Annotated in this window: 17 protein-coding genes; all 17 read right to left on the reverse strand. The window is 52.6% G+C overall.

The features are described 5' to 3' along the window. Positions 1-33: 33 nt before the first annotated feature. The gene (gene tssE, locus HYQ67_RS01780; protein WP_202301011.1) at positions 34-489 is read right to left on the reverse strand and encodes a type VI secretion system baseplate subunit TssE; all 456 of its coding nucleotides are present in this window, start codon (positions 487-489) and stop codon (positions 34-36) included. Then, positions 489-1,034 (reverse strand): type VI secretion system lipoprotein TssJ, encoded by a 546-nt coding sequence (gene tssJ, locus HYQ67_RS01785; RefSeq protein WP_202301012.1) that lies wholly within the window; start codon positions 1,032-1,034, stop codon positions 489-491. Before tssJ ends, tssE begins: the two co-directional genes overlap by 1 nt. After that, positions 1,012-2,097 (reverse strand): type VI secretion system baseplate subunit TssG, encoded by a 1,086-nt coding sequence (gene tssG, locus HYQ67_RS01790; RefSeq protein ID WP_202301013.1) that lies wholly within the window; start codon positions 2,095-2,097, stop codon positions 1,012-1,014. The genes tssJ and tssG overlap by 23 nt, the downstream gene beginning before the upstream one ends. Continuing rightward, a complete protein-coding gene (gene tssF, locus HYQ67_RS01795) occupies positions 2,061-3,815 on the reverse strand; it encodes a type VI secretion system baseplate subunit TssF (RefSeq protein WP_202301015.1) in 1,755 nt (584 codons plus the stop codon). The genes tssG and tssF overlap by 37 nt, the downstream gene beginning before the upstream one ends. Positions 3,816-3,847: 32 nt before the next feature. Next, on the reverse strand, positions 3,848-5,443 hold the full coding sequence (gene tssA / locus HYQ67_RS01800) for a type VI secretion system protein TssA (RefSeq protein ID WP_202301017.1): 1,596 nt from the start codon (positions 5,441-5,443) through the stop codon (positions 3,848-3,850). Further along, complete coding sequence (locus tag HYQ67_RS01805; RefSeq protein ID WP_431355425.1) at positions 5,443-8,922, reverse strand: ImcF-related family protein; 3,480 nt, start codon at positions 8,920-8,922, stop codon at positions 5,443-5,445. The genes tssA and HYQ67_RS01805 overlap by 1 nt, the downstream gene beginning before the upstream one ends. An 81-nt stretch (positions 8,923-9,003) precedes the next feature. Further along, positions 9,004-10,227, reverse strand: a complete 1,224-nt coding sequence (locus HYQ67_RS01810; RefSeq protein ID WP_202301021.1) for a hypothetical protein — start codon at positions 10,225-10,227, stop codon at positions 9,004-9,006. After that, positions 10,227-10,493: a PAAR domain-containing protein gene (locus HYQ67_RS01815; protein WP_202301023.1), complete on the reverse strand. Its 267-nt coding sequence runs from the start codon at positions 10,491-10,493 to the stop codon at positions 10,227-10,229. Before HYQ67_RS01815 ends, HYQ67_RS01810 begins: the two co-directional genes overlap by 1 nt. A gap of 3 nt (positions 10,494-10,496) precedes the next feature. Next, positions 10,497-11,525 carry a DUF6708 domain-containing protein gene (locus HYQ67_RS01820; RefSeq protein ID WP_202301025.1) on the reverse strand — a complete coding sequence of 343 codons (1,029 nt, stop codon included), beginning with the start codon at positions 11,523-11,525 and terminating at the stop codon, positions 10,497-10,499. Between the two features lie 123 nt (positions 11,526-11,648). Continuing rightward, positions 11,649-12,677, reverse strand: coding sequence for a DUF6708 domain-containing protein (locus HYQ67_RS01825; protein WP_202301027.1), 1,029 nt, complete (start codon positions 12,675-12,677; stop codon positions 11,649-11,651). 123 nt (positions 12,678-12,800) lie between these two features. Further along, positions 12,801-13,838 carry a DUF6708 domain-containing protein gene (locus HYQ67_RS01830; protein WP_202301029.1) on the reverse strand — a complete coding sequence of 346 codons (1,038 nt, stop codon included), beginning with the start codon at positions 13,836-13,838 and terminating at the stop codon, positions 12,801-12,803. A gap of 123 nt (positions 13,839-13,961) precedes the next feature. Continuing rightward, a complete protein-coding gene (locus HYQ67_RS01835) occupies positions 13,962-14,990 on the reverse strand; it encodes a DUF6708 domain-containing protein (RefSeq protein ID WP_202301031.1) in 1,029 nt (342 codons plus the stop codon). Positions 14,991-15,113: 123 nt separating this feature from the next. Further along, complete coding sequence (locus tag HYQ67_RS01840; RefSeq protein WP_202301032.1) at positions 15,114-16,142, reverse strand: DUF6708 domain-containing protein; 1,029 nt, start codon at positions 16,140-16,142, stop codon at positions 15,114-15,116. Further along, the gene (locus HYQ67_RS01845) at positions 16,143-18,734 is read right to left on the reverse strand and encodes a T6SS effector BTH_I2691 family protein (RefSeq protein ID WP_202301033.1); all 2,592 of its coding nucleotides are present in this window, start codon (positions 18,732-18,734) and stop codon (positions 16,143-16,145) included. 25 nt (positions 18,735-18,759) lie between these two features. Next, positions 18,760-19,596 (reverse strand): DUF4123 domain-containing protein, encoded by an 837-nt coding sequence (locus HYQ67_RS01850; RefSeq protein ID WP_202301034.1) that lies wholly within the window; start codon positions 19,594-19,596, stop codon positions 18,760-18,762. Between the two features lie 9 nt (positions 19,597-19,605). Next, positions 19,606-21,978 (reverse strand): type VI secretion system Vgr family protein, encoded by a 2,373-nt coding sequence (locus tag HYQ67_RS01855; RefSeq protein WP_202301035.1) that lies wholly within the window; start codon positions 21,976-21,978, stop codon positions 19,606-19,608. Continuing rightward, positions 21,975-23,678, reverse strand: a 1,704-nt coding sequence (locus HYQ67_RS01860; protein WP_202301036.1) for an AAA family ATPase, incomplete at its 5' end; no start/stop codon positions are given. The genes HYQ67_RS01860 and HYQ67_RS01855, both read right to left, overlap by 4 nt.

Genomic DNA, 23,678 nt, shown 5'->3' on the forward strand with positions numbered 1-23,678 from the left:
TCCCTGTGAGTTATCGCTTAAAAGTGGAGCACCCTACAAACGGGTCTGAGTATCGAGGAAATGCTGCTGTTTGAGGTGGCGGATAAGCACGCGCCCTTCCGGCATAAAGTCCGTACCGTAGCGCACCAGGCCAATACCTTTTAGTTCGGCATCAATGGCGTAACGCAGCTCGCCAGGGAGAGTTTGATCCAGCATCACGACGCGGATGCTTTTCAGCCGTGGCTCATACTTCAGCAGCACATCGGATAGCGTGCCCATCAGCTGATGGGCGGTGCCGGGCAACCCCTGGAGGATTTTAGTCATATCCGGCAAACCGTAATCCGGCAGGTGCGCCAGCGTCCCGGCACGGCAGTTGAGGATGCGCTGCATATTATCCAGCACCGAGAGGATCACCTGGTTCTGCTCGCTGACCTGGTGAAGATCGAGACCGCCGGTGAAGTTGCCCGCCAGCATTTCATAAAGCGAAGGCGTGTTGTGTTCCTGGGGCATCAGTCGTCCTTAACGGGCAGCAGCGTCAGATGGTTGTGTCCGGCTTCAAAAATCCGGGCAGCATCCGGGTCCAGCTCTTCACGCTCGAGCACCTGCTTCCAGTCATTTTTCGCCATGTCTGGATGGCGGAAAAGCCCCACCACGGCGACAAACTGCGCGTCCGCGTCCATCGGCATATCAAGCGTGGCATCCCCGCCCGGTTTGATGATCACATCGCGGCTAGCCAGCAAATCATCTTTCAGAATCGCCTCGTCGTCTTTGAGCAACTGCTGATACACCGTTTTGTCGAAGGTTTTACGGTCTTTCAGCTGGTAGACGCGTACGACCACGGGTTCGGAAAGAGAGTTGTTTTCTCTGGCATCTGTATTTAGGGCTTCGCGAGCCGTGAAATCGAGATGTAATACCTTAATTTTCTTATAAAAGACCGAAGTTATGGCCGATTTCGTGCCGTCCGTGACGCTCTGCGTCAGGCCGCAACCGCTGAGGCTTAATGCCAGAAGCGGCAGCAGCCAGCGTGAAGACTTAGTCAAACTTGTACGTAACACGTCGATTTCCTTTTTGTTGTGTTGCGGGCTGCAGGCCGCTGTAATAACCCAGTTCGGTCGTAAAGGTGTCTGGCACATCCTGTGAAACTTCGCCCTCTTCCACCCCCAGAACGCCGTTCATTCCCAGCCAGAAAGGGGCATCCCCGAGAGGGGGCACGGACAACATCCTGGTGCCAACGGTCAGGGTAATTTTTGCCTTAAAACGCCATCCAAGATAGACGCGCAGCATCACCAGAAAATCCTGATAAAGCAGACCATCCGGTTTCCAGCCCTGCGCTTCCCGCTCGTTGTCGGTCGCAAGCGCTATCAGCAGCTGGCTGCTGGCATCCATCGCTTCGTCGCCCAGCGGGGTGTTGCCATCCAGAACAAAATCATCCTCGCCGTAAAAGCCCAGCGGCTGGTTAATCTCGATGGGACGAAGACAGTAAGGGCTGACGTTGACCGTGGTTTCTGGTGCCAACAGGCTCACCAGAGCCTGCATCCCTTCTTGAGTTTTTCCCGGCTGGCGTAAAACCCCCAGCAGCGCCAGAAAGCGGGAGACTGGTGTGGCAATATGATTCGCCGTACCGGGGATGCCCAGCCCCACCAGCCCGAGTAGCGACTGAGAGATAGCATCCGTGCCACCCGCTTCGAAAGCGGCCGGATACGAGTATTTACGCCAGATACGATAGAACTGCGTCAGGATTCGGTGACTGAAGATATCAAGAAATCCCTGCAGCGCCTCATGCCCCTCCCTGCGCTGAGTAATATCATCGAGATAGGCTGTCGGCAGTGGCGAATCGACACCATACATCCCCATAAAGGTCGTACGCACCACCGGCGGCTTGCGCTCATCCTCATCGTCGTATTCGACAGCTTTCAGCTCACTGGCTGGAAAGCCCATCCCCGGATAAGGACAGAAGCGCACCGGATCGTCTGCCGGGCTGCTGGTCGTACCCAGTAAAGGCTTCCCCGGCTGACGTTTCTCCAGCAGCTGGCAGAAACGATAGAAGTTAATCCGGTTCAGCTCGGCTTCCAGCCTCGGGGTCAGCCGGGAATGCGGCGGTTGTGTTTCTCTTCCCATTCCAGACGCTCTCCGGTTGGTTGCAGGGTGATAATCAGGCGGTTAAACAGGTAAATATCGGTGTACAGTGCGAAAAAGCGGCTCAGCATTTCACCGAACAGGCAGATATCCCCTTTCCCGGCAAAGCCGTGGCTGTCCAGCGCCACTTCAATCTGTACACCCCGCACCAGGTAACCCTCTTCGAAGCGCTCGGTTTCACTGTGCTTTACCTCGATGATGGCTTCCAGCCGACGACGATTCATTTCGCTGTGCGTCCAGTCATACAGCGCCAGAGTGCCCCGCAGCACTTCGGCGTTATCCATCATGGAGAGAAAACCGCTGCCGAGGTGGCTCAACACTCGCCAGTGGAAGCGATCTTTATCGGGTGGATAACAGGGAAGCGTTGGCGCACACAGGTTACGCACCGCAATGCTTGCCGAAGTGGTTTTCATCACCGTATCGAGGACGGTGCTTTGCAGCGCCCTGCGCGGTAGCTGCCCGTTCGTGCCGGTCAGGGTCAGTGACAGGCTCTCGTTTTCCGGCACGGTGTGGTTATCGAACGCTTCCCCCCCCAGGATAAGCCAGGTGTTATGCAATCCTGATGGCCCACGGCGTACGCGGGTATGATAGTAATACTCCGGCGCTTCATGGCGCATCATGCCGCCTTTATGGCGGAAGCTGGAAAACGGCACGTAGGTATGCTGGCTGGAGGACATGACAGAATCGACAGCGTAGATCTCGGTATGCCCGTCCTGCACGCGCATCGGGCGCAGCATGTATTCCGTCTGCAGGGAGTTAAGCGTCAGCGGGTCGGATTCCAGCGGGAAAAGATTGATAACCGGCACACAGTTCAGGCGCAAATGCTTCTCTGTAAAGCTGAAGTCATGCTCCCAGCGTTCAGCCAGGACCACCTCGATTTCAAACCACGCCAGTTCGGCTGGAAAATCAACGCGCTCAAGCCCTCGTAGACCGGTGAACATAAACTTCTCACGAAAAGTGAAATACTCCAGCAGCAGCTGGTAACCGCTGAAGCTGCTGGTGCCTTTTGGCCACAAACCGTCATCATCGCCAAAGCCCAGCGCGGTAAAATGGCCGTCCAGCGGGCGACGGTCAACATCACCCGGCAGGCGCAGCCACATGCGCGCGACATTCATAGTGAAGGCTTCGTGCATGGCGCAGGCCAACGGCGCATCGGCGTTGAAGTAGAGCGAAATGCGGCTAAGGTCAACCCGGCTCCAGTCGGCAAGCTTACTGCAATTGAAACGCATGCTTACCACAGAGCGACCCTCTGAATCCGTGGTCAGGGTCGCTTTATCCAGCGACAGCGGTTGCAGGTTAATCTGCTGGGTCGTTGTGTAGCGACAGCGCGTGCCCTTCTCGCCGATGGGACGGGAAAGCACCTCAAACCCTTTGGCGATACGCATCTGCTCTTTCATCTCTCGCCAGTCCGGAGAGAACTCCACGACCGACATAGAGGGAATGGTGCGCAGATAGTGCGGCCATAGCAGGCTGACCAGCCCCTCGGTCAGCTCCGGCAGATCGTCGTCTAACTTTTCGCGCAGGCGGCCCATCAGGAAGGCAAAGCCTTCAAACAGGCGCTCAACATACGGGTCGCGCGCGCCGGCCTTGTCGAGGTTGAGCATCGCCGCCCGGTCAGGATGGGCGCGGGCGAACTCTTCTCCAGCTTCAAGCAGATAGCGCATTTCAGCGTCGTAATAACGCAGGGTTATGTCATCCATAGTTTTTTATATTCTTTTTTATCTGGGGGGAGTTAGCCGCACAACACCGCTGCACGCGCAGGATCAAGCGTTATCAGGCCAGAAAGCAGGCCATCCATTTCCGGTTGCAGACGGGCTTTATCCGCTTCGTTGCGCCCTGCTTTCGATCGTAATAGCTTCAGCCGGCGGGCCTTCACTTCAAACAACAGCGCCGGTGTCCACTGTTGCAGCGTCAATGTGCTGGCGCGGTGGTCCAGTTCGCTCAGCAGGTGTAACGCCATCTCGTTTTTGCCATACTGCTCTGCTACCCGCGCCATCAGCAGGCGCATCAGCCACTGGTTGCGTGAAGAAGTAAAGCCTGGCCGCATCTGCAGCCAGCTAAGCGCAGCTTCAATACCGTCACTGTCTGCAAGGGCCAGGACTTCCGGTTCCAGCGCGAGAATATCGTCCCCGGAAGAAGCGGCTGCGCTGACAGGCTCGTCTTTCCAGCTGCTCAAATCGTCCTGCACCTTTTCGCTGATCCAGTTCAGCGTCACTTCATCGGCAAAAGGCGTACCGTCGTTAAAGGCCAGGACTTCCAGCCCCGGCAGACGGGCCAGCAAACCTTTCAGGTCCCGGCAAATGATGTCCCCCCGCACAGCGTCATTATCGAGTTTGCCCAGCGCCTGCCAGGTGTACCACTGCACATCCAGCCATAAGTGGTTTACCCCCTGCGCCAGCAGACTGTCGGCCTGCTCCAGCAGCTCTGACCAGCTCTGTTGCAGATACAGGCGTTTCAGGTGGGCGCGATGGTCAGGCTTTGGCGCAACCAGCCGAGTTCGCCCGGAAGCGTCCAGCGGCGGCAGTTCAGTGAGCGTGTCCCAGCGGACGCTTTTCATCATGTGGTGGCCGGCAAGCCAGCCGCCGGGTTGGTCGCGCAGATATTTCGCCAGCACTTTGGTCTGGTCAAGCAGATCGCGCCCTGAGGTGACGGTCGTCATCGCCGGAGCGCAAGGTGCAGATGGCGTGGCAACGCCGTTTTCTTCCCGGCTGGTTTGCGGCACCATACTTTTCGCTCCGCCACTTTGGATCAGCCGATTTTCCAGCGCCTGATACAGGGCTGAAAGCTGTGGACGTGATGAGTCATCAAACGCCTGCATTGCCTGCTCAGCCAGCAGTAATGCGCCAACAATGCGCCGCATCACCGCGACATCCACTTCCGGGTACAGAGAGAGACTGTCGAGGACACGGTTGCTGCCCAGCCATTCAAGCGCTGACTGACGGCTGCGCTCGCGCTGCGGATGAAGCTGCGCGCCGAAACGCTGTAGCATTCCGGCCAGCAGCTCCAGCCCTTCCGCAAACCCGCTCTCCCCGTCCTGATGCAATCGCGCCCAGACGTAAAAGGTTACCACACGAAGATCTTTGCTGACCGTGGTCAGCAGCTTTTCGCTCAGGGCACAAATCAGGCCGGTATCAATTCCGGACAGTTTGTTGACCTCTTCACGTATCCGCTGGAAGTCGTCGTCATAGCCGGGATCTTCACCTGCCGGGAGATTACCGCTCAGCGGCTCGAGCCAGCTCGCCCAGCGTTCGCATTGCCCTCGGGTCTGCTCAACAAGCTCATACTCGTCGGCTGCGCTGGCGAGAAGTAAATTTTGCAGCGTCGCCATTATTCCACTCCCTCCATGTCACTGTTACTCGTACTGGCCATCAGCGCCTGCGCCGTCGCAGCGGCATCAACGCTAAAAATCTGCTCCGGCAGGCTGAACCCCCGCAGCGCCAATAGCGCCAGCGGCCCTTTACCCAACTGTGAGCGCAGCACCCATTGCAGGGTTCGGCCATCCTGAGCCTTAAAGCTCATCATCCACTGGCTGCGGTCAAGCTGCTGGCGTTTGCCATGTTCAAGCCAGCGAATAAAGCCCCAGGTGCCGGTAAAGTCCCCGAACAAGCGGGCGCCGGCGCTGGTCGACGTCCAGGTCAGCATCGTCCCCGGCTTGTACGTATCCCCCGGCCAGCGGAAGGACTGCCAGTCCGCCATCTGGTTGAAGTAACGCAGCTGCTGCCCGTCAATGGTGAGCTGTGTCTCCACAACCTGAGGGGCGGGACGAGCCTGCAGCTCAAAACTGATCCCCTGGCTGCCGTCGGTAAACAGAATGTCTGATAGCTGGCTAAGCTGGTTGACCGCCTTAAGGAATACAGGATTAAAGGTCAGCCCCTGGCTGTGCGCGCTGTCCGGCACCCACTGGCTACCCTCTTTATGCAGTACGCCGCTCAGTTCGGTGGTCAGGAAACGGTCGATACGTCCGCTATCTTTACGGATAAACTCCGCCAGCATTGGCAGGGAAGCATCGCTTTTGCTCGCGGCAAACGGGTAGCGGCCATCGAAGGCCGTATGCCAGTTAGCGGCCAGCGAACGGCTCCAGCGATCGTTCAGGCTGGCAGCAGAGGGTTGCAGCACCGTTTCCCAGGCCTGAGTTAGCGGCTGGACGAACAGGGTGTTGCCAAAGCCGTTCCACTCTTCACCAAGGCTCGCCGCCACCAGGCTGCCGTACTGCTGGGTATCGGTCAGATCGATGCTTTTCCCCTGAAATACCGTCTGCGCCAGCGTCTGCATCATCTCCTGCGGGTCGGACGCGCTGGCAACCTGTTGCAACCGCAGACGAACGCGGGTAATGCGGGTCAGGTACGTTTGCAGGCTCAGAGTGTTATCGCCTGCCATCACGTTATCGGCTTTGTTTTTCCCTATCAGGTTAAGCAGCGGCCCGAAGGTTTCATCCAGCGGCCCCTGCGGACCTGCGGCACTCTGATCGATAACGGGTTTGTCTTTGTTGCCGATAAGATCTTTTGCCGACTTAATAATCGAGTCCGACAGCCCTTCATTTTTCTGCCCGGTCTGCCCCTGCCAGGCCAGCGTATTCATCAGCGCAATCATCGGAGACTGGCGCACGTCGCTCATCAGCGTCAGCTGGTCGGTGACATCGGCAATATTGTGTGCGGGGTTAAGCCGCAGGCTGTTCAGAAAACTGAGCCAGCTTCCTGCAAAATCAGTGAAATAGCGCTGGGTCAGCCGCGCCTGTAAAGCTTCCGGTGACAGGTCAGCAGAAACAGCTTTCTTGCTGTCGCTCAGCACCCAGTCGATTTCATCGCGGCGGGAGTTCGCTGCTTTCTCAATGGCCTGTTGAATGCCCCCTTCCCACGCCTGGCGGGTGAACATCCCCGGCACCACTTCGTCGGTATTAAACAAGCGGCGAGCATCCGTGCCGTTGGTCATATCTTCGAGGGAGACGTCGGCAAAGTTGCGGCGAATCGATTTGAGCATATTTTCGTACAGGGTACTTTCCGCGTTGCGACGGCCTATCTGCTGCAGCAATACCTGGCGGCTTTGGGAAACCAGTGCCGAAGCCGGGGTAATTTTCCACTGCGGCTGGCGGGGCAACTCAGAGAGATAGAACGCCCACAAATCTGGCGACAGGCTCTGCCACAGACCGGTTGAGATACCCGTACGCGTCGGCTGCACGGCTTTCATAGTCTGCGCGTAAAATGCGCCATCGGCTTTATCCGGACGGGCCATCATCAGCCAGGCTTTCAGCTGGTCGTATCCGGGTTTTGCAAGCTGCGCGCGCTGGTCGCTATTGGGAGCCGAGTTGACCAGCGCCGTCAGTTTATCGGTCAACGCGCTATTTGCCGGGTCGCGAATCAGGCGATTATTCGCCACGCCGTACCAGGGCAGCATGGCGCTCAGCAGCTGCTGATTGTGATCCAGACCAAAGCGCTGATACCACGGAGAACCATCCAGGACACGGTGCTGCAGACGACCGGCGTCGTTGCGTAACTCATGCAGCGCGGTCAGTTGGGAATCCGAGACCGAGGGATGCTCCACCAGGTTATGCGCCTTCTGTGCCACCGTGGAAATCTGTTGATAGTTCAGGCCAAAGGAGATCAGCAGTCCCGCCCCCCAGATGCCAATCACCGCCGTTATCGCCCATGCCAGCGTCTGCTCCCAGGCCATACCGACGCGGCGGCCACGTACGCGAGCGCAGTCATCAACGATACCCTGCCAGGTCACCGGCAGAGTCAGCGCATGACGTTGAGATTTCGGAACATAGGTGTCTGCCTCGGCGGGAGCAGAAGGCGCAACATCTTCAGTCGTACCCGTTGATTTACTCTCCGGCAGGCTGAACATGAGGCCACGCAGGGGTATGCGCTGCTGGGAGACGGACAGCCATGGCACCAGCTGCTGGGCCCAGCGGTTGATAGCGCCGTCTTTAAAATGTTGGCCCAGACGCAGCAAGAAGTCATGGCTGTTGTTCTCAGCAACCTGGCTCATCCCCTGCGTCCGCAGGGCCGGCAGCATCAGCTCAAGCTGACGGAGAATATCGTCTTCTTTTGCGCGCAAGGGAAAGCTTGCGCCAACCGCTTGTTCAGGCCGCGTCGTCTGCGGCCAGCTGCTGTCGCACAGTTTCCACAGCCAGACCGGCGCCGAATAACGCAACAGTTCGCTGATTTTTTCCAGGCCGCGTAGATCGTGGTCGCTGATTTGAGGTGTCAGGTTAAGCGACTCAGGAATGACTCGGACAATACCGTCCAGCGGACGTCCGCGGCGCAGTTTGCGTAGCGCAGTGTACTTTTCCTTATCCAGCTCCGCCGTCAGGCTGCCGCCGTAAATCAGAACCGTGCGGCTGCCCTCAAGCCACTGATTTTCCTGCAGGCCAGGTACCAGCTGTTCAATTGCGGCTTCGTCGCCGGTCACTAACAGCAGGCGGACTTTGCGGCGCCAGAAGAAGGAGTAGCGTTTACGTAAATACTTTTTCAGATCCCGAACAGTAATAAAAGCAGGAGAATTATTTTTTATTGTTTTCTGATTCGAAGAGACGTTATTCGAGATTTGAGCTTTCGCCCCGCGATAAGTCTTTTTGCCAAAAAAATAAGTTGTAATAAAGAAAAGTAAAATAAAAAGAAGCATCCCTGCGGTCAGTATCAGAGCACTAAAAAACAAGACCGTTTGTAAAACAGAACCAGGGGTAATACCAAGCTGATCCGGATAATTCTTGAGCATCAGGCAGACGGAACTACCCAAAAATAAAAAAACAAACAAGATTAACCACAACTGAAATGTTGTGTTCTTTAGTCCCTGCTCTATACGTTTCACTTTTTTCTCCCGACACGAAACGACTGAACACAATAATGCCCATTACTTTTTGAATCTGATGCTGTGTGACATCAAATTGACTTAATAACCCTCTTTACCCGAACGAATAACTACCCACCAGGGTTCTCCCTCATCTGACGCGCTCATGATTAACTGAGGAAACGGCAATGTAGATGAATGCCCGGCAGCAAGCGCAACGGCAATCCAGGGGGAAACAACACCGGTTCTTCCTGTTTTTAAATCAATATCGATAATCTGTGCGCTGGCTTCTGCGCGAGGAAAGCGAAACTTATTCTCTGATAATAATGACTGCGTTTTATTTTCAGTTCCCATCCCAGAAAACCACAGGGACTGTATATCGGCAGCGTCAGTTTTTCCCCAGACTAAAGCCTGCATGGCTGACGAGTATAATGATGCTGGACCTTTTGATTGCTCAGGTCGGTGGAAACGAACTGCCATATTGCTATTGAACCCTTCATTGGCTCCGGAATGGAGCAGCAATGCCACAGCAGCCTCACCCTCGCCATCAGAAACCGCCGCTCGGATACAGACAGAGAGGAGAAGCAGCGAATCCATGCTTTCGGAATTATCCAGCCACTTATCGATATCAGACAATCCAAAGTATGGGGAGAACTGAATATTCTTCGTAGGTAAAAGCGTAACCATACGCTTCCGAATTTCGGCCAATTCATCTGAGGAAAGGTTAATATTTGAATCTATCTGTAATATGACTTGCAGTGGTTTATTGTTTGGGCGACTGGCTAATCTCACCGACAATAACTGGTCACTCAGCATTTCCCGGAGCCGATTTTGAATACGTTCAGCAGCAGGCAGACTGTTGTCCCTAAACTGGGCGATATAACTTACAGATTGTGTTGCTGCATCGACAACAGAAGGCAACTTTATCCCCTGGGGCAGCAGGAATTGTTCCGTCAGTGCCCCTGACGTGACAACATGAGGTAAACGCACACTTGCGAAATCCAGTATTAGAAAACATTGCCCACGCTGAATTTCATTCTCTATATCCTGTTCACGCTCATCATCCCATCCATTTGCCGGCCACACTGTAGATAACCATGCGAGCCAGCGAAGACCAAACAACACAACCCAAATCGCCAGTGGTGCACTAATAAAACAATGCCAAAAAAGGGGTCCCCGTGCAGAATTATTATGTGTTGGCCACAGCCAGGAGGTAAGAAAGCCACCGAACACCATGAATATCAGCAAAATCACAAACCAGCGTTTTGCTGATGGCTGACGGGTTCTCCTTGCGACATCAGGAATAGCAGAAAGATCGACTGGCATTATTTACTCGTAGTTGTATTGTTCAGGGATGATATGAGCTTACAACCACAGGAACACTCATAGTCATGAAAGGCAACAGGGGTTCCTCTGTCTTTCATTGTAGGATGGCCTTGCGAAATATAGGATGGGCTGTGCCCCTCAATAGGGCAACTGACAGGATCGTTTAACCGCGCAGCACCGATACCTTTAAACTTCATTTTAGAGGAGCCAGACAGCACCTTGCCGCCACCCGTTGTTTTATCGCCAATACGAATAACACCTTTCATTTTTTATCCTCCATAGCGCGCATCAAGTTTGGCTTTGATCTTTTGGTTTGCCGATGCCAGCCGCTGGTTTTTGGCCTCATACACTTCCCGCGATTCATTTGCCAGCACGGTGCGCCAGCGATGAGGGGAATTGTTTTCAGCGCCAACGTTGACCGGGTCGTGCGGATCAACAGCGCATGCTTCAAGAACGTCCGGTGACCACTGAGGGATCTTGCTGGTTTGCATGGCAATATAGCGGGCAATGCTTTCAACCAGCGCGAAAGGAAGATTCAGAACAAGCAGCAGCCAGTCTGCCCGCGAATCTATTTGCATCAGTCTCTGCAATCCAGCGATATAGCCTTCTTTTTGCTTCTCAACAGGAGGGCAAAATAAGACAGTCTCAGCCAGTTCTTCCTGACACTCCTCTTCCATATAGCAGCGAATAAACTCCCAGTAGAGAGCCAATTCTTCTCTTTGACCTACATATCCAAAACTGAATGTGTTCAGCACGGTTTCTTTATCTTCGGAGAGAAGGTGCCCAACAATGCAGTAACTGATTTTCTGCTTGCTGGTTGTGAAAAATATGTCTTTCCAGGGCACAGTAATGATCTCACCGCTGACCTGATAAATATGCACCAGCTGTTTTTTCCGGTTAAAACGCATAGGGTAGTGCGTTTTTCTAAACCAGTCTTTCAATAGAAATCGTCCAAAAAAACAAATACTGCCACCCGAAAGTAGTGCGGCAAAACAAAAAAATGGAACACTACCATTTTCAAAAATGGCGATTTTTGCAAAAGCGACAATTGTGATAATAAACAATATACAAAACGCCATCATAAAAGACGCTACATACCCTTTTGTAGGATAGAATTTATCCACAACTTCCAGATAAGATGAGTTTATCCGTATAACTGTATCCAGGTCTAGTACAGTAGCCTCACCAGAAATTCGTCTTCTTTTACCCTGAACAAAGCGACTCTGCTTTTCTTCTTTGGTCAGTGGTCGATTAACCTTAAATGGAAAAAAAAGCCCGATATCGTGTGAAATTGCCATTTACTCCCCTCCTCCGACTAACTGCTGTAGCTGGGACATTTCCATCTGCATGGTTGGCCAGACTGCTGGCACATCACTTTCACCATCGGGTATTTGACGCCATCAGGTTGCTGCCTTTTATTTTTATTCCCCATAGCGAGCATCAAGTTTGGCTTTGATCTTTTGATTTGCCGATGCCAGCCGCTGGTTTTTGGCGTCATACACTTCCCGCGATTCATTTGCCAGAACCGTGCGCCAGCGATGAGGGGAGTTGTTTTCAGCGCCAACGTTGATCGGGTCATGCGGATCAACTGCGCATGCTTCAAGCACTTCCGGTGACCACTGGGGGATCTTGCTGGTTTGCATGGCAATATAGCGGGCAATGCTTTCAATCAGCGCGAAAGGCAGATTCAGAACAAGCAGCAGCCAGTCTGCCCGCGAATCTATTTGCATCAGTCTCTGCAATCCAGCGATATAGCCTTCTTTTTGCTTCTCAACAGGCGGGCAAAATAAGACAGTCTCAGCCAGTTCTTCCTGACACTCCTCTTCCATATAGCAGCGAATAAACTCCCAGTAGAGAGCCAACTCTTCCCGTTGTCCGACATAACCAAAGCTGAATGTATTTATTACCGTTTCTTTATCATCAGCAAGGACATGACCTACGATGCAATAGCTCACTTTCTGTTTACTGGTGGTGAAAAAAATATCTTTCCACGGTAGCGTGATTATCTCACCTTTCACCTGGTATACATGTACCAGTTGTTTTTTTCGGTTAAAACGAACCGGGTAGTGTGTTCTTTGAAACCAGTCCTTTAATAGAAAACGCGTACAATAAAACACCACTCCGCCACAAAGAAAAAAAACAAAAAAGAACGAAGGGATATCACCACCATTAAAGATGGTCGTTTTTGCAATTGCAAAAAAGAAAATAATGAATAAAATACAAAAAGCCATCATAAATGATGCTACATACCCTTTTGTAGGGTAAAACTTATCCATAACTTCAAGGTAAGATGAATTTATCCGTATAACTGTATCCAGGTCTAGTACAGTAGCCTCACCAGAAATTCGTCTTCTTTTACCCTGAACAAAGCGACTCTGCTTTTCTTCTTTGGTCAGTGGTCGATTAACCTTAAATGGAAAGAAAAGCCCGATATCGTGTGAAATTGCCATTTACTCCCCTCCTCCAACTAACTGCTGTAGCTGGGACATTTCCATCTGCATGGTTGGCCAGACTGCTGGCACATCACTTTCACCATCGGGTATTTGACGCCACCAGGTTGCTGCCTTTTATTTTTATTCTCCATAGCGAGCATCAAGTTTGGCTTTGATCTTTTGATTTGCCGATGCCAGCCGCTGGTATTTGGCGTCATATACTTCCCGCGATTCATTTGCCAGCACGGTGCGCCAGCGATGAGGGGAGTTGTTTTCAGCACCAACATTAATCGGGTCATTTGGTTCTACAGCACACGCATCAATAACTTCCTGTGGCCACTGAGGGATTTTGCTGGTCTGCATTCCTATATAGCGGGCAATGCTCTCTACCAATGAAAGCGGAAGTAATAATAAATTGGGGATCCACTCCAGTCGGGAATCCATTTTTATCAAAGTTTGTAACCCGGTGATATATCCCTCTCTGTGCTTTTCTACCGGTGGGCAATATAAAACGGTTTCAGCCATTTCTGCCAGACAGTCTTCTTCCATATAGCAGCGGATGAACTCCCAGTAACGGGACAAATCTGTTTTATTGCCCACATGACCAAAACTAAACGTGTTCAGCACGGTTTCTTTATCCTCCGCAAGAACATGACCAACGATGCAATAAGTTACTTTCTGTTTGCTGGTGGTGAAGTAAATATCGTTCCATGGTAGAGTAATCACCCCTCCTTTTACCTGGTAAATATGCACCAGTTTTTTCTTTCGGTTAAATCGAACTGGGTAGTGTGTCTTGCTAAACCAGTCCTTCAATATAGGACGACAAAAAATAAACCATGTCGGAATTAAAGATGCAGAGAGAATAACCACACCCCAATAACCACCTTTATAATCGTGAGAATATAGCACATCGCATAACAGCCCACCAAACAACCCTAAAATAAATAAAACCATACACATCATCGGGCCAGCAATAACGCCTTTGACCGGATAAAACTTGTCAACAATCTCCAGGTAAGATGAATTCATTCGGATGACTGTATCCAGGTCCAGTACTGCCGCCTCACCTGAGCCTTTTCTGCGTTTTCCTTGAACAAAGCAACTTTGTTTTTCTTCTTTGGTCAGATGCCTGTTTAATTTAAATGGAATATATAATCCAAGTGTATGTGAAATCGCCATTTATAAGTTATCTCCGACTAATTTCTGCAACTGAGACATTTCCATCTGCATCGTTGGCCAGATTGCAGGCTCATCACTTTCACCATTTGGTATTTGACCCCATCAGGTTGCTGCCTTTTATTTTTATTCTCCATAGCGAGCATCAAGTTTGGCTTTGATCTTTTGGTTTGCCGATTCCAGCCGCTGGTTTTTGGCGTCATACACTTCCCGCGATTCATTTGCCAGCACGGTGCGCCAGCGATGAGGGGAATTGTTTTCAGCGCCAACGTTGATCGGGTCATGAGAATCAACAGCGCATGCTTCAAGAACGTCGGGTGACCACTGGGGGATCTTGCTGGTTTGCATGGCAATATAGCGGGCAATGCTCTCTACCAATGAAAGCGGAAGTAATAATAAATTGGGGATCCATTCCAGTCGGGAATCCATTTTTATCAACGTTTGTAACCCGGTGATATATCCCTCTTTGCGTTTTTCCACTGGAGGGCAATATAAAATGGTTTCAGCCATTTCTGCCAGACAGTCCTCTTCCATATAACACCGAATAAACTCCCAGTAGAGAGACAACTCTTCCCGTTGTCCGACATAACCAAAGCTGAACGTATTCAGTACGATTTCTTTATCATCAGCAAGGACATGACCTACGATGCAATAGCTCACTTTCTGCTTGCTGGTTGTGAAAAAAATATCTTTCCACGGAATGGTTATAACTTCACCACTAACCTGATAGACATGCACCTGCTGTTTCTTTCGGTTAAACCTTACGGGGTAATGTGTTCTTCGAAACCAATCTTTCAGAAGAAATCGCCCCAGCCAGAAAATGGCCGAACCAAACAATATTAAAATGAAGAAAAACATAGGAACATTGCCATCATTAAAAATGGCAATTTTTGCAGTGGCTATAATTGCGATAAGAAACAATATACAGAATGCCATCATAAATGATGCTACATACCCTTTTGTAGGATAGAATTTATCCACAACTTCAAGGTAAGATGAATTTATCCGTATAACAGTATCCAAATCGAGTACCGCGGCCTCGCCGTAACATTTCCTACGTTTACCCTGAACAAAGCGACTTTGTTTTTCTTCTTTGGTCAGTGGTCGATTAACCTTAAATGGAAAAAAAAGTCCTATATCGTGTGAAATTGCCATTTACTCCCTTTCCCCAACTAACTGCTGAAGCTGCGACATTTCCATCTGCATGGTTAGCCAGATTGCAGGCGCATCACTTTCACCATTTGGTATTTGACCCCATCAGGTTGCTGCCTTTTATTTTTATTCTCCATAGCGAGCATCAAGTTTGGCTTTGATCTTTTGGTTTGCCGATTCCAGCCGCTGGTATTTGGCGTCATACACTTCCCGCGATTCATTTGCCAGCACGGTGCGCCAGCGATAAGGGGAGTTGTTTTCAGCACCAACGTTGATCGGGTCATTTGGTTCTACAGCACACGCATCAATAACTTCCTGTGGCCACTGAGGGATTTTGCTGGTCTGCATTCCTATATAGCGGGCAATGCTTTCAATCAGCGCGAAAGGCAGATTCAGAACAAGCAGCAGCCAGTCTGCCCGTGAATCTATTTGCATCAGTCTCTGTAATCCTTCGATATAGCCTTCTTTTTGTTTCTCAACAGGCGGGCAAAATAAAACAGTCTCAGCCAGTTCTTCCAGACAGTCCTCTTCCATATAACACCGAATAAACTCCCAGTAGAGAGACAACTCTTCCCGTTGTCCGACATAACCAAAGCTGAAGGTATTGAGTACTGTTTCTTTATCTTCTGAAATTAGATGTCCAACAATGCAGTAACTAATTCTTTGCTTACTGGTTGTAAAGAATACATCCCCCCACGGAACTGTTATAATTTTTCCACTAACCTGATACACATGCACCTGCTGTTTCTTTCGGTTAAACCTTACGGGGTAATGTGTTTTTCGAAACCAATCTTTCAATAGAAATCGTCCAAAAAAACAAATACTGCCACCCGAAAGTAGTGCGACAAACCAAAAAAATAAAAAACCATCACTATCAACAATGGTGATTTTTGCAGTGGCTACAATTGCGATAAGAAACAATATACAAAACGCCATCATAAATGACGCTACATACCCTTTTGTAGGGTAGAATTTATCCACAACTTCCAGGTAAGATGAATTCATCCGTATAACCGTATCCAGATCGAGTACAGCAGCCTCACCAGAAATTCTTCTTCTTTTCCCCTGAACAAAGCGACTTTGTTTTTCTTCTTTAGTCAGTGGTCGATTAAGCTTAAACGGAATAAAAAGGCCAATATCGTGTGAAATTGCCATTTATTCACCTCCCCCAATTAACTGCTGAAGCTGCGACATTTCCATCTGCATGGTTGGCCAGACTGCAGGAACATCACTTTCACCAACAGGTATTTGACGCCACCAGGTTGCTGCCAGCCATTTCTGAATTTCATCACGACTTTGCATCGCAATATAAACTGCAGAGCCAAGAACAAAAGCAATCGCTATCGCCAGGCCTACAGGGCCAAGGGCCAGTGAAGTAAATACTGCTGATGTTACCAATGCTGCACCAGCCACAGCAGAGATCAAGTATGCACTAGCTAACCCTATATTGCCTTTTTGCCTTTCATCAATAAAATGATAGATATCCCATGCAACTGCTACATAACCAAATGCGGCGCATACCTTTCCTGCGAGCTGAATTCTGTCAGCTAATTTCATCATCCCGACTTTGCCATAACGCAAACGTACCAATGGCTTGAGCCGGAAACTCTTAAATTTAAAGATCACCCTTTCCACCGCATCCAGTAATGTTCCACCAGCTCCGATGGTATCGGCGAATAATTTAGACATCTTTTCTGCCCCCGTAAGCTGCCCGTGCATCAGGCTGGCTGCGGATTTGCTGACGGCCCCAACCTGCATGATCATTGCAAAAACGCATCCGGCAAAAGGCAGGCTCTGCGCACCATCATTTGCCAGATTGTTGACCGCGCTGCCTTTCGCCAGCGCCAGTTTTTCTCTCCACTGACGCGGGAATAACGTACTGCTGACTTCATCTGCCGAGCGCATCGTTTTTGCGGCTGCGGTGGCACGTTCAGCCTCTGGTAGTACCCGCGTCCGCGTTGCTTCTGCTACATCAATCAGAACCAGTGATTTCTGCTGGTGAATCCCCACCATCGATACGCCGGCAATTTCCATTCTGCGTACTTCGATATCGACATAGTGTCGCAGGCGGGACGCTGAAATGCGGCCTTCAAGATCGGTCATTTCTCCCAGCTGCCTTACGATGGTACTGATGAAATATTTTCGCTCACCCGTGCTGCTTATCACCTTAAGTCCCATGCCATATGACGCAGCCAGTGCCACCAGAGAAGGCAGTAATCTGTCTGCAGCTTTGTCCAGCATCCCCGCCAGCGCACTGCTGACTGCATTGAGATAGCCTTCCAGCGCGAACTGAACATTCTTCGCCGCTTTATCAGTTATCTTTGTATAGACGTCGATTAGCTTATCCTTCCAGGGAACATCGCTGTAATCCTTGTACGCACTCACTGAGTCGCTGACCCTGAGGGTCCATTGCCTGTTATTCATCACCGCGGCACGCAGAAGAATATTACTGCAACCTATTGATGGCTGGGACAGTTGGTCCAGGAACCAGGCCGTAACATCTGATTTATCCTGCATATGCTGTACGCAATGCATCACCGTCTGGGTAAATAATGCGCCGCTGCTAATATCTTCAGGGTCAAAATTGCCGTCAAGATAGTCCAGCAACGTCTGACCTTTCAGCCAGGCCAGATACATCCCCACCATCGGTGAAATGACCTGCTGGTCAAAGGCTGAGAGTGCAGCATCGTATTCCTTCAGGAATGCCTGCTCTTTTGAGCGGTCAATATATTTTTCATACTGTGCCCAGTACATATTAACCTGTTGCTGAAGTGACTGATTATTATGGCTGTAAAGCGCATTTTGCTGCGCGCTGGCCATGGTGGGCAACATGACTCCTGCTTTAATGGCAATACCACTTCGGGCCTGCTGCTCCACCCCCCTGTCAAGGGTGAGCTGATCACGTTCGAATTGGGTGCAAAGCACCTCTTTCAGCGAACTTAGCGCTGATGACAAAGCCAGTCCCCGTGAGTATTTCGGATTCTGTGAAAATTGTTTTTCTATTCGATGATTGGACAGGGCTGCAATATCCTGAATAACGGCAACGGGATCTTGCAGCACAAGGATCGCCCCCTTTCCGGCATACAGTGCATCAGCCGCCTGAATCAGATGTTGTCCTTCCTGAGGTTTGACCGTCCTGAAGGGGGCTGGAGACCACGTTTTATGAGAGCAGGAAGCTGCCTTAGGGCTGTATTCAGCAACCGTTCCGGCTAACCCGGAAACAGACAATGTCTGCCTGCCACTTCCACCATTCACCCAGGCGTCCATATCAAAGCACTGCATGTACTGACTGCGGTAGGCAGAATCCTCATGCTTCTTACGCGTCGCATCCGTCCACTCCACTTCCGACCAGGCAAACCAGAACATGCCATTTTTCATTCCTGCCGGCTTCACGGGTAAAGTAATTAATGAGGCCGTTGCCAGTTCTTCAGGCTTGTTGACGCAGGGTTTTCGTGTTCCCGCCACGATATCAGCAGGCACATCACCAGTCTCAGGCAACGGATAGTAATAACCGTCATCGGTGACATAGTAATTAATCCAGCGGGCTCCGGATTCAGACCAGATATTCAAAAAACCGGCCCGCAGCAATCTGGCGGTATAGGCGGTCTGTCCCTGAGCAGGGACAGGAACAGTAATATCCGCAGGCAGAAGAGGCAAGCTGTCATCTGCTGCTATCACGGCAGGACGAGCAGGAAGTACCGGCAGCCCGTAACGGCGGCAAAATTTACAACCTTGTTCTGTAGTCATTTTTCATTCCATTCACTGATACGGATTAGCGCTGCGTCATTGTGTTCCAGCGCTCTTCATCCCAGAAGCGGGTTTCATCATGGAAAAAATCAGGCGTTTTCCTGGCCTGTTGCAGCAGAGGTAAAAGTTTGGGAGATGTCCAGAATGCGTCCCGAAGACTGAGGCCATAAAAAGCAAACGCAGCCTGGTCCTCTGCTGTAGGCAATCCCAGCTCTGAAGCTTTCGACAGAAGCGCATCAATTTTCTGGCTTACCTGCTCTCGCTGAACGACATCCTCATAAGGTGGGAATCTGCCAAGAACCTGATTTATCTGTCCACAGCGTTGTAGTTGCTGAAGTGGCAGAGCCCGAACTTCACCTTGCTGTACAGTATTCGCAGAAGGGAAACTCACCGTATGCCAGTGCCCCTCAAGCCAGAAAGTCCAGTGACTGACCAGGTGCGAAGGAAACGTTTGAGCAAGCTGTACGGGAGAGAGCATCCAGCACAGGTGAAAGAAAACACGCGGATCGTAGTAGCGAAGAATATGTCCCTGGTACTGTTCATCGGTAAAATGGAGCGATCTGGTAAGCTGATCCCGGATTTCCGACGATGATTGCCCACTGCGTAACAGCAGACAGGACACAGGTGCTCCCCGGGAGGAATCAACCTGCCTCAGCGCTTCCATTAACGCTTCCCAGTCTCCGCCTCTCATCTCTTTTAATGGTAAAAGCCAGGGGTAAAGGTGAGCCTGAGGCGTAAACATTGGTGAAACAAGTTCAATTACAGGCCATGTTTCACTGATGTCAGGATGTTGCATTCTGTCGATAATGGCAAAATCATGCTCACCGGGTGTCACCGGTTGTGTCTGGTAATACTTACCCATTATCTTTCCTCAACTAAGTGGCAATGTAGCATCGCCCTTAACCAGGGCTTCGGATGCGGCATTTTCACAGGCAGTAAATTTAGGGACAGAGGAATTTAGTGTCGCCGGCCCGTCATAATCAAAATCTGCGCTCTTGATGTAAAAATTACCGCCCGTACCATTTTCGATTTTTGCCGGGTCAATCGTGATGTACGAACCGCCACACTTAAGCGTTATTTTTTTCTTCGCGCTGATAATGATTTCGTCATGGTTACTTGTCACCGTCAGGGCTTTGCTGGCCAGAATATCCATTCCATCACTTTGCGCCTGAATTTCCACCTTCCCTTTGGCTGCTACCAGTTTCATGCCAAGCTCCTGGACAAATGCTACAAATCCCGTTTTGGCAGCAAGCACAATCCGCTTCAGTGCACTGATCTCCGTACTGCCGCCAGAGGTCAGCATCTGGTTGTGATTTGCACTGAGTTGAATATGCTGCGGTGTGGACAAGGCAATACCACCAGGTGCGCCAGCCACAATGGCAGGCTGCTGAAGTTTATCCACATTCTGATGGAGGAACTGTTGCTGTGTGTTGTTATCCAGCCCTTGAATCTGTGCTGTCTGCAACAGTTCAGACAGAGAATTCGCCAGCGACAGTGCATCCGCCAACTGCTGCTTGATCTCATCCATGCTCAGTTGCTGAGCCATTGCCTTAGGCTGTGCGTGCGCCGTCAATAACAGCCCCTTTCCTCCGCGAATTGCAACCCAGTCATCAGTTCGCAGCTCAGCCCCTTCCCCGCGCTTCTGCTTCTCAGCATCCACTAAATGCCCGAGGTTCAGCTGGCTCTTGCCGCCGTACTCCGTGCTGACCTTGATATGCTCTTTCCCGCGCTCGTCGTCGAGGCGGATTTTGTTGTTCGCCGGCGTCCGCAGGACGTTACGCTTGTAGTTGCGGATGGTGACGTGGTCGCCGTGCGCCGAGTCGTGCAGCACGCCTGCGATATACGGTCTGTCCGGGTTGCCGTCCTCAAAGCCAATCGCCACTTCCGTGCCTGCCAGCAGCGGCAGGTGCAGGCCGTAAGTGTCCCCGGCGTACGGGCGGGACTGGCGCACCCACAGGCTTTCAAAGCCGTTTTCCCAGCTGTCGCGGTCGAACAGCATGTTGACGCGGTAGCGGCCGTCTTTATCGATATGGCCGTAGGTGTCGTTTTCCGTGGTGCTGGTCACGCGGGCCGGTAAGGTGCCGGCCATCACCGGACGCGTGCCCGGCTGCGGGCGAAAGCCGTAGTCGGCGTTGTCCGGAATGGCGCCGAAGTGCACCACAAAATCCTTGTCGCGGCGGGCATGGCTGGTCATGTCGGTGATAACCACGCCCTTGCTGAAGGCCTCCGTGACCTCGGCGCCGCCGTTAACCTTCAGCACCTGGCCCGGCGACAGCACCGGACAGCTGGTGATACCCGCCAGCCGCGTCTGGTCGTTCAGGTAGCGCTCGTGGCGCACGCGGGCGTAGAACGCCCCGGACTCCGGGGCCGGATGGCGGTCAAAGGCGCTGCCCTGCGTCAGGTAGTTATCGGCCCAGTGGTAGGCGTCACCGTAGGTGGTGGTATCGCCGCGTGAGGCGTCCACCTGCGCGTTCATGTCTTCCGACGCCTGGCGGTAGTTGTAGTCCCGGGTGCTGACCTGCTTCTGCACCACACCGTGGTGGCTCTCCATGCTCCACACCGAGTCCACACCTCTGGCGTGCTGGCCGGACGGCGGCACGGACGGCAGGGTCATCCCCTGTCCGTAGCCCTGCTGGCCGTCGTAAAACTCCACCACGTCGATGTTCAGACGGGTGTCGGTGGTGAAGCGGAACCAGATGCCCACCTCGCCCAGCAGGCGGGTGATAAAGTGCAGGTCGTCCTCGCCGTACTGCATCACCTGTTCGCGACGCGGGTACGCGTTGTCCAGCGAAAAGAGGAAGTCCTGGCCCCTGAGGCCGTGGCGCTCGCGGAGGATTTTTTCGACAATCTGCGGCACCGACATGTCCTGGTAAATGGCGTTCTGGTGCGAGCGGTCCAGCAGCGCCAGGCGCGGCTGCAGCGTCAGGGCGTAGTGGGTCTCATCTTCCGAGGTGCCGAGGCGTTCAAAGCCGCTGACCACTCCCTGCAGCACCCGCACCGGCTGCTGAACTTTAATGCCGTAGCCCTGGTCCACCGGGGCCTGCAGCGTCAGCGACGCGGGCTTCATCAGCATCGCTTCCCGGCTGATAGCATGGTCTGCGCTGGTGAACTCCACGCGGTAGCTGAAGGGTTTGCTCAGGGCTTCGTTGCCCTCGAAGGCCAGCACATCGAGCTCTGATTCGCACTCTTTGACTGCCAGCAGGTGGTGGTTATGACTGAATCTCACTACGGGGTTGGTGCTCATACTCCCTCCCGATCGGCGGATGCTGTACCGGTGTCAAACTCCAGCACAATCCCTTCCTCTTCATCCCATCCCAGGGTGAGTGAGCGGGGTTTCTGTTTAGCCGCCATATGGGTCAGCAGCTGCTGGCTCAGCACCGGCAGGATTTGCTGGTTCAGCAGGCTGTCGACGTTACGTGCGCCGGTGTCCGGCAGCAGGCAGGCGGCGGTCAGCGCGTCAAACAGGCTCTCGCCGATGTTTGTTGTCAGGCCGTAGTGGCGATGCAGGCGTTTACTGACCTGCGCAAGCTTCATCTGCACGATGGTGCGCATGGCCGCTTCCGCCAGCGGACGGTAAATCACGGTCTGGAAGCGGGCAAGCAGTGCCGGCTGGAAGTGGTCGCGCAGGATCGGGCGCAGCAGCTCATGCAGGTCGCCCTCGCTGGCGTCCGGCTGTTCATCCAGCAGCTGCATGATGTGGTCGCTGCCGAGGTTGGAGGTCATCAGAATGACGGTGTTGCGGAAGTCGATTTCGCGCCCTTCGCCGTCGCGCATAAAACCGCGGTCGAAGACCTGGTAGAACAGGTTCATCACGTCGCGGTGCGCCTTTTCCACTTCATCCAGCAGCACCACGCTGTACGGGCGCTTGCGCACCGCTTCGGTCAGAATGCCGCCCTGGCCGTAACCGACGTAGCCCGGAGGCGAACCTTTCAGCTGGGAGACGGTGTGCGGCTCCTGATATTCAGAAAGGTTGATGGTAATCAGCGACTTTTCGCCGCCGTACAGCACGTCCGCCAGGGTCAGCGCGGTTTCCGTTTTCCCCGTGCCGCTTGGGCCGACCAGCAGGAACACGCCCTGCGGGCCGCTCTCTGACGTGAGGCCGGTTTTAGCGGCGCGAAGGCGCTGGGCGATAGCGTTCAGCGCCACGTCCTGGCCCACCACGCGCCTGCCGATTTCGTTTTCAAGGTTCAGCAGTTCGGTCTGCTCATCCTTCATCAGCGAGGAGAGCGGCACGCCGGTCCAGTCGGCAATCACGTTGGCAACCGTGCGGGTGTCCACGTCAACCTGAACCAGCACGTCGCCCTGTTGTGCCTGTTCCAGCTGCTGTTGCAGGTCTGTAATTTCAGCCTGCTGACTGATGTCCTGGCGGCTGGCCATCAGTTGCTGTACCAGCGCCTTTTCATTGCTGAAACGCGCCTCTTGCTCCCCGATACGCGCTTCCAGTTCAATCTGATGCTGCTCAATGACGCTCAGACAGTCACCATGACGGTTACTGCCGGCGGCAATATCTTCCAGCAGCGCCTGCTCTTCCAGCGCCAGGGCGGTCAGCTGTGCTTTCAGGCGCACAATTTGTTCAGGCACGGTATCGAGGCTCATGCGAACACGCGCGGCGGCAGTGTCGAGCAGGTCAACGGCCTTATCCGGCAGCTGACGACCCGTCAGGTAGCGGCGCGACAGTGTGACCGCGGCACGGACTGCATCATCGGTGATATGTACGTTGTGGTGTTCGGCATAGCGTGATTTCAGGCCCCTGAGCATCAGGCAGGCGGTGTCGTCGTCCGGCTCATCGACTTTCACCATCTGGAAGCGGCGCTCAAGGGCCGCGTCACGTTCAAAATACTGTTTGTATTCGCTCCAGGTCGTGGCGGCGATAGTACGCAGCTCGCCACGAGCCAGGGCTGGTTTCAGCAGGTTGGCCGCGTCTGCGCCCCCCGCCTGGTTACC

It is taken from the genome of Dryocola clanedunensis subsp. sulfonylureivorans (assembly GCF_016756775.1).
Taxonomy (GTDB): domain Bacteria; phylum Pseudomonadota; class Gammaproteobacteria; order Enterobacterales; family Enterobacteriaceae; genus Dryocola; species Dryocola clanedunensis.